This window comes from Egibacteraceae bacterium (assembly GCA_035540635.1).
In the GTDB taxonomy this organism is placed as follows: Bacteria; Actinomycetota; Nitriliruptoria; order Euzebyales; family Egibacteraceae; genus DATLGH01.
This window is the reverse complement of record DATLGH010000013.1, coordinates 23,587-30,620: the sequence shown is the minus strand read 5'-3', so window position 1 is coordinate 30,620 and position 7,034 is coordinate 23,587. Positions and strand designations below refer to the sequence as shown.

Here is a 7,034-nt window from a genome sequence, read left to right as displayed (position 1 = left end):
GTGCCGGCCCGCGCGGCGGCGTGCGATCGCTGCATGTCGGCACCCGTACCCGCCGCCCCCGGCGGGCACACCTGCCGGCAGGGCGTTTGCCGGCGGCGGGCGCACGGTAGTGCCGGGGCATGACCCCGATCAGCCAAGGAGGCGCCGTGGAGCGACGACCGCGCGATTCGCAGGGCCAGGAGCCGGGCGACCCGGAGCGCAAGCCCGGGGTGCCGCCCCACCAGCCGCCGCCCGAGCGGCGCGGCGAGGAGCCCGAGGACGAGTTCGGCGAGGAGTCGTTCCCGAGCTCCGACCCGCCGTCCACGGGCGGTCCCGGAGTGTGATCCCCGCGCCGCGCCGGCCCCGTCATGCGGGCCGGCGCGGCGCTAACATGGCGCCCGTGCATACCACCGCGGGCCGTTGACCAACGCGGTCCAGCTCTCCGCGGCACTGCTGCTGGTGCTGCTCAACGGTTTCTTCGTGGCGGCGGAGTTCTCGCTCGCCCGGGCGCGCGTCACGCGCCTCGACCAGTTCGCCGAGCAGGGCCGCGCGGCGGCCGAGATCGCCCGCGAGCAGATCCGCCACATCGACCGCTACCTCGCGGCCTGCCAGCTCGGCATCACGCTCGCCAGCCTCGGCCTCGGCTGGCTCGGCGAGCCGGCGTTCGCCCACCTCCTGCAGCCGCTGTTCGAGTCCGTGGGCCTCGGCGCGGCGGCCGCGACGCTCACCGCGATCATCATCGCGTTCACCATCATCACCGTGCTGCACGTGGTGGTCGGCGAGCTGGCGCCCAAGAGCGTCGCCATCCAGCGCGCCGAGGGCACCGCGATGGGCATCGCCCGGCCGCTGGAGTGGTTCCGCTGGCTGTTCGCCCCCTTCATCCACCTGCTCAACGGGGCCGGCAACGCGCTGGTCCGCGCCGTCGGCGTGGAGCCCGCAAGCGAGAGCGAGATGGCCTCCACGCCCGAGGACTTCCAGATCCTGATCGCCCAGAGCGAGGAGGGCGGCGCGATCGAGCCGGAGGAGGCCGACATGCTCGAGGGCGTCTTCGGCCTCGGCGCGACGCTGGCGCGCGACATCATGACCCCGCGGCCCGAGGTGACCACCCTCGACGCCGGCCTGGAGGTGCGGCCCGCGCTCACCGCGGCGCTCGCCACCCGCCACAGCCGCTTCCCCGTCCTGAGCGGCGACGGGGTGCTCGGCGTGGTGCACCTCAGCCAGCTCGCGCGCGGCCTGCTGGAGGAGGGCGAGCGCGCCGTGGTGCGCGACCTCAGCTCGCCGGCCACGTTCGTGCCGGAGACCCAGCCGGTGGACGAGCTGCTGCGGCAGATGCAGGCGCGGCGGGCGTCGCTGGCGGTGGTGCTGGACGAGTACGGCGACTTCGCCGGCGTCGTCGCGGTGGAGGACGTCATCGAGGAGATCGTCGGGGAGATCGACGACGAGCGCGACCGCGCGCCGGCCGTCGACGCGCATCCCGACGGCCGGCTGATCGTCCGCGGCCACGTGCCGCTGGAGGACCTCGCCGACCACGGGGTGGAGCTGCGCGACGACACGGTCACCAGCGTCGGCGGGCTGGTGTTCACCCGCCTGGGGCGGCTGCCGCGCACCGGCGACTCGGTCGTGGCCGACGGCTGGGAGCTCACCGTGGAGGCGACCCGCGGCACGCGGGTGGTGCTGGTGGCGATCGATCCCGCGCAGGCCGCCGGCGGCAGCGTCAACGGCGCCGTCCGCCTGGACGAGTAGCCGCCGCCGGCCGGCGCGCTACCGCGGCCGGATGACCGCCGGGGCCCCCTGCTCCACCAGCGCCGGCGGGATCTCCACCGAGCCGTCCTCGCGCTGGTGGTTCTCCAGGATCGCGATGATGGTGCGGCCCACCGCCACCGCCGTGCCGTTGAGGGTGTGCACCGGCTCGGTGGCGCGCTCGCGCTTGACCCGGCTGCGCAGGCGCCGCGCCTGGTAGTCGGTGCAGTTCGAGCACGAGGTGACCTCGCGGTAGCGCTCCTGCGCCGGCATCCAGGCCTCGCAGTCGAACTTGCGGGCCGCCGAGGCGCCGAGGTCGCCGATGGCGATGTCCACCACCCGGTACGGCACCTCGATGGCGCGCAGGATCGCCTCCTGCACCTCCAGGATCCGCAGGTGCTCGGCCGGGGAGTCCTCCGCCAGCACGAACGAGAACATCTCCACCTTGTCGAACTGGTGGACGCGGAAGATGCCGCGCGTGTCCTTGCCGTAGGTGCCCGCCTCCCGGCGGAAGCAGGTCGAGAAGCCGGCGTAGCGCACAGGCAGGTCCTCGGCCGCCAGGATCTCGTCGAGGTGCATGCCGGCCAGCGGCACCTCCGACGTGCCGACGAGGTAGAGGTCGTCCTTGGGGATCTCGTAGAGCTGCTCGGCGCCGCCGGGCAGGAACGCCGTGCCGAACAGCGGCTCCGCGCGGGTGAGCACCGGCGGGACGACCGGCGTGAACCCCGCGGCGACGAGGCGGTCGAGGGCGTAGCGCACGAGTGCGAGCTCGAGCAGCACGGCCTGTCCGAGCAGGTAGGCGAACCGGCTGCCCGACACCTTCGCCGCGCGCGCCACGTCGATGAGCCCGAGCGCCTCGCCGATCTCGAGGTGGTCGCGGACGGGGAAGTCGAACGACGGCTTGCCACCGAAGGCGGCGACCTCCACGGCGTCGGTTTCGTCGGCGCCGTCGGGCGCGTCGGGATGAGGAAGGTTCGGGATCCGCACGAGGGCCTCGTCGAGGCGCGCCTCGGCCTCGGCCTGCCGGGGCTCGAGCTCGTCGAGGCGGGCCGACACCTGCTTGACCGCGTCTATCAGCGCGGGCCGCTCGTCGGGCGCGGCGCCACCGATCGCGCGGGACCGGGCGTTCTGCTCGGCACGCAGCTCGTCCCCCGCGGTGATGAGCGCGCGCCGCTCCTCGTCGAGGGCGCGGGCGTGCGCGAGCGTCTCCGCGGCCACCCCGCGGCGCGCCAGGGCCGCGGCGACCTCGCCGCGGTCCTCGCGCAGCAGACGGATGTCGATCATCGCGGGGCGAGGCTACCAGCGCCGGGCGTGCCCTCCGGTCGCTACGCGATGCGCTCGGCGAGGCGCCGGCGGGCGTCCTCGGTGACCGCCGCCGCCCCGCCGATGACCCGGCCGGCACGGATGTCGGCGCCGCGGGCCGTCAGCCAGGGCCCGAGGCGCGCGTCCTTGCCGTCGTCGAGGCCGTCCACGAGCAGCAGGACCTCACCGGCGCGCGCGACCGCCGGGGCGGCGGCGAGCGCGTCGGCGTAGGAGCGCCCGGTGGCGGCCCAGATGCGTCGGGGCGACACCCCGCGCCCGAGGAGGTCCTCGGCGACGGCGGCCGCGGTGGTGTAGCGGTCCGGGCCTGCCAGCCGCCGCACCACGCCGGCCCGTCGGGCGACGTCTGCGAAGACGTCGTCGGAGACGACGCCGGTCCCCCCGACGACCGTGGCCTCCGCCACGCCCTCGAGCGCCGCAGCGGTCGCCCCGGGCACACCATGGGGCGCCACGAGCAGCACCGGGGCCCCGCTCACCGCCCCGTGGTAGCCGGCCGCGAGCGCGTCGGGCCATGCCCGCTCCTCCTCGGGGTGCGTGCCGAGCGCAACCCCGGCGCGCCGGACACCCCCGCCCGCCCACACCGCGCGGGCGATCGCCGCGGCCGTCTCGTAGCGGTTCGCGCCGCTCAGGCGGTCGATGCGGCTCGGGGCCACCCCGGCGCGGTCGACGAGGTCGCGCTCGACCTGCACCGGCACGACGGCCTCCCCGCCGACGACCGTGACCCGCGTCGCCCCGAGACGGGTGATCTCGTCGACGACGTCCTGCTCCAACCGGGCCGCCCTGGTGGTGAGGACGGGTCCGCCGCGGCGCGCGGCGAGGGGACCGGCCGCCACGGAGTCCGCGAACGACCCCGCCGCCGCCACGACGACGTGCTCGGCGGCGTCGAACGCGGCGCGTGACAGCGCGACCGCGGTGCCGACGCGGTCCCGGCCCGCGATCCGGTCTACGACCGGTGCCGGCGCGGGCACGGCATCGGGCCCGGCGCCCTCGCCCGGGAGGGGCGGCCCGACCCGCACCCCGCCGGCGGACGGGTAGTCACCGCGGTGCTCGGCGTCGCGCAGGGAGAGGAACGGGTTGATGCGGTTCGAGCCGTACGGGTCGGTCACCCGGTCGTCGTGGATCTCGAAGTGCAGGTGCGGTGTGCCGCCGGCGGCGTTGCCCGAGTCGCCGAGGAAGCCGAGATGCTGGCCGCGCTCCACCCGGTCGCCCTTCTCGAGCCCCGGGGCGAGGGCCTTCGATGGGCCGGCGCTGTCGGGTCCGAGGTGGTAGTAGGCGTACACCCGCCCGCCGGGTCCCCGGATCTGCATGCCGTAGCCGGCGGTGGGGTGCTTGGCCACCGGGTCCTGGCCCGCCATCCACACGATCGTCCCCGACTGCGCCGCGTAGACCCTTTCGCCCATCGCGCCGAAGATGTCGGTCGCGCGGTGCACGCGGGTGCCGCCGCCCCGAAGGGCGTCGTAGTCGTCGCGGTAGGTCGTCCCCCTCGCCGTGGGGTAGGTGAGGGCGACGACCTGCCGGTAGTCGGTCGAGTCCCCGGTCGACCACGCCCGGAAGGTCGGCGGCTCGTCGTCGGACGCGAGGGCGGCCGCGGACGAGCACAGGAGGAGGGCGCACGCGAGCGCGCCGGCAGCTGCGGATCTCATGGGTTGCGTCCGTCGGTGGGGCTGGCAGTGGTGGGAGGGCGCGGCCGGTCGGCCACGTCAGTCGCTCGGCTCGTCGTCCGAGCGGGGATGGGCGGAGGCGTCGTGCGGCAACCGGTACGCGCTGCGCAGCCGCACGACCCACTCGTCGTCGTCCTCGGGCGCGGACTCCTTGAGTCCCGCCTCGGCGGGTCCCGACGGCGTCTCGCCCACAGGGTCGGCCGCGAGCCCGGGCAGCGGGCCGTGGGCGTGGCCGGTTGCGGGGGCCTCGCTGTGGGCCGCCCGGGGCTCGGCGACGACCAGGGCGGCCGCCAGCGCCGTCGTGATCGGCACGGCGGCGATGAGGCCCAGGGACCCCACGAGGGTGCGCACGACCTCCACCGCCACGATCTCGGAGGTGAGGATCTCGAAGAACCCGTCGATGCCGGTGGCGAACAGGATGAGCAGCGGCAGCGCCGCCCCCGCGTACGCGAGGAACAGGGTGTTGACGGTCGCCGCGATGTGGTCGCGGCCGACGTTGAGCGCCCCGCGGGTCAGGCCGGCGAAGCCGATCCGGGGATTGGCCCTGTGGAGCTCGAAGACCGTCGAGGACTGCGCCATCGTCACGTCGTCGAGGACCCCGAGCCCCCCGATGATGATCCCCGCCAGCAGCAGCCCCTGCAGGCTCAGGCCCCCGACCGTGAGGTTGGCCAGACGGGCGTTCTCGCTCGTGAAGCCGGTGATCGACGCGGCGGCGACGAAGGCCATCGCGAGCAGGCCGGTGAGGGCAAGGGCGGCAGCGGTCCCGACGACCGCGGCGGTCGTCTTGCGCGAGTAGCCGTGCGCGAGGTAGAGGGTCACGATCATGATCGCCAGCGCCCCGAACAGCGCGGCGGCCACCGGCGAGCGCCCGGCGAGGATCGCGGGGACGATGAAGCCGATGATGAGCAGGAACGTCAGCCCCAGCCCGATGAGAGCCCGCAGGCCCTGCCAGCGCCCGAAGGCGAGGACGGCGGCGAAGAACAGCGCCGCGAGCAGGGCGAGGGGCCGTTCCCGGCGGAAGTCCGCGACGGCGTAGGTGACCGGCTGCTCGGGCGTCTCGATGGCGGCGAGCCGCACCCGCTGTCCAGCGGCGAACAAGCTGCCCGTGTCGTCGACCATCTCGAAGGTGACGACCTCCCCGGTCGTCTCGAGCCGCGCGGTGATCTCGACGTTCACCGCGTCCGGCAGCAGGCCGAAGGCGTCCGCGAAGGGGTCCTCCACCTCGGTCACCTCGAGCAGCACCGCGTCGACGAGCTCGGTGGTCTGGCCGGCGCCGGGTTCCTCCTCGACCCCCACGTCGCCGCGCGGCCACAGCGCCGCGATGCCGCCCGCGGCGACGAGCGTGAGCGCGGCGACGACGACGAGCAGGGTCCGGTGGGTCGCCCAGGCGAGCGCGGGAGGCGGGGGGGAGGCGTTCACCGGGACCCGTCCCCGGGCCGGGCGATCTCGACGCGGGAGTCCATGACGAGGGTGCGGATCGGCCAGGGGATCGTCATGCCGGCATCGGCGATGGCGGTCTTCACCGCCGCGAGCACCCGGTCCTGCACGCGGCGGCTGAGGAGGCGCTGCGGCGCGGTCCAGTACACGAGCTCGAAGTCCACGCTCGACTCGCCGAGCTCGGCGAGCCAGACCTCCGGCGGCGGCTCGTTGTGGACGCCCTCGACCCGGGCGACCGCCGCGCGGATGACCTCCCGCGCGGAGTCGTGGTCGTCACGGTAGTCCACGCCGACGAACAGGTGCGCCCGACGGGCCCCCTGGCGCGTGAAGTTCACGATGGGGTTCTGGAAGACCTCGATGTTGGGGATGAGGATCATCTCGCCGTCGAAGCTGCGCAGCCGCGTCACGCGCAGGTCGATCTCCTCCACGGTGCCCTCGAGGTCGTTCGACCCGATCTGGTCCCCCGCCCGGAACGGCTTGCGGGCGAGCAGGATGAGGCCGGCGATGAAGTTCTCGAGGATGTTCTGCATCGCGAGGGCGACCGCGATGCCGGCCACCCCGAGCCCCGCGAGCGCCGGTCCGACCGGCACGCCGGCGACCGCGAGGGCGACGAGGACCGCCGCCACGACGAGCAGCACGCGCACGAGACGGGCGACGAGGCTGACCGCCATGCGATCGGCGCGTGTGCGGCCGAGCGCGCGGGCGGCCCCCCGCGACGCCCAGGTCGCGACGACGATCCCGAAGGCCGCGAGGATGAGCGCGAGCGCGACGAGCGGGAGCGCGCCCACGAGCTCGTCGTAGAGGTCGCGCAGGGTGTCGATGGCGGGATCGAACGGGTCTTCCGTGTCGATCCGGAGGAGGAGCGCGGCTGCGTGCACGCCCGACAGGCTAGCCAAC

The 7,034-nt window shown here is 75.0% G+C and carries 6 protein-coding genes; 2 read left to right on the top strand and 4 right to left on the bottom strand.

Going from position 1 to position 7,034, the window contains the following annotated elements; genetic code table 11:
• Positions 1-146: 146 nt before the first annotated feature.
• Together VM324_02645 and VM324_02640 are read left to right on the top strand one after the other, a co-directional pair.
• Entirely contained in the window at positions 147-323 is a 177-nt protein-coding gene (locus VM324_02645; GenBank protein HVL98174.1) for a hypothetical protein, read from the top strand.
• A 76-nt stretch (positions 324-399) separates the two neighbouring features.
• Positions 400-1,722: a hemolysin family protein gene (locus VM324_02640; protein ID HVL98173.1), complete on the top strand. Its 1,323-nt coding sequence runs from the start codon at positions 400-402 to the stop codon at positions 1,720-1,722.
• Between the two features lie 18 nt (positions 1,723-1,740).
• On the opposite strand, the gene serS is transcribed toward VM324_02640, so the two are convergent.
• Genes serS through VM324_02620 form a run of 4 tightly spaced genes read right to left on the bottom strand, consistent with a single transcriptional unit; the run spans position 1,741 to position 7,015 of the window.
• Positions 1,741-3,003 carry a serine--tRNA ligase gene (gene serS, locus VM324_02635; GenBank protein HVL98172.1) on the bottom strand — a complete coding sequence of 421 codons (1,263 nt, stop codon included), beginning with the start codon at positions 3,001-3,003 and terminating at the stop codon, positions 1,741-1,743.
• A gap of 41 nt (positions 3,004-3,044) precedes the next feature.
• Positions 3,045-4,682 (bottom strand): cell wall-binding repeat-containing protein, encoded by a 1,638-nt coding sequence (locus VM324_02630; protein HVL98171.1) that lies wholly within the window; start codon positions 4,680-4,682, stop codon positions 3,045-3,047.
• A gap of 57 nt (positions 4,683-4,739) precedes the next feature.
• Complete coding sequence (locus VM324_02625; protein HVL98170.1) at positions 4,740-6,119, bottom strand: YibE/F family protein; 1,380 nt, start codon at positions 6,117-6,119, stop codon at positions 4,740-4,742.
• Positions 6,116-7,015, bottom strand: a complete 900-nt coding sequence (locus VM324_02620) for a mechanosensitive ion channel family protein (GenBank protein ID HVL98169.1) — start codon at positions 7,013-7,015, stop codon at positions 6,116-6,118. Before VM324_02620 ends, VM324_02625 begins: the two co-directional genes overlap by 4 nt.
• Positions 7,016-7,034: the final 19 nt, after the last annotated feature.

Excerpts from the sequence above, each read along its gene's own strand:
- serS (HVL98172.1), bottom strand. The coding sequence starts at position 3,003 with ATGATCGACATCCGTCTGCTGCGCGAGGACCGCGGCGAGGTCGCCGCG.
- VM324_02630 (HVL98171.1), bottom strand. The coding sequence starts at position 4,682 with ATGAGATCCGCAGCTGCCGGCGCGCTCGCGTGCGCCCTCCTCCTGTGC.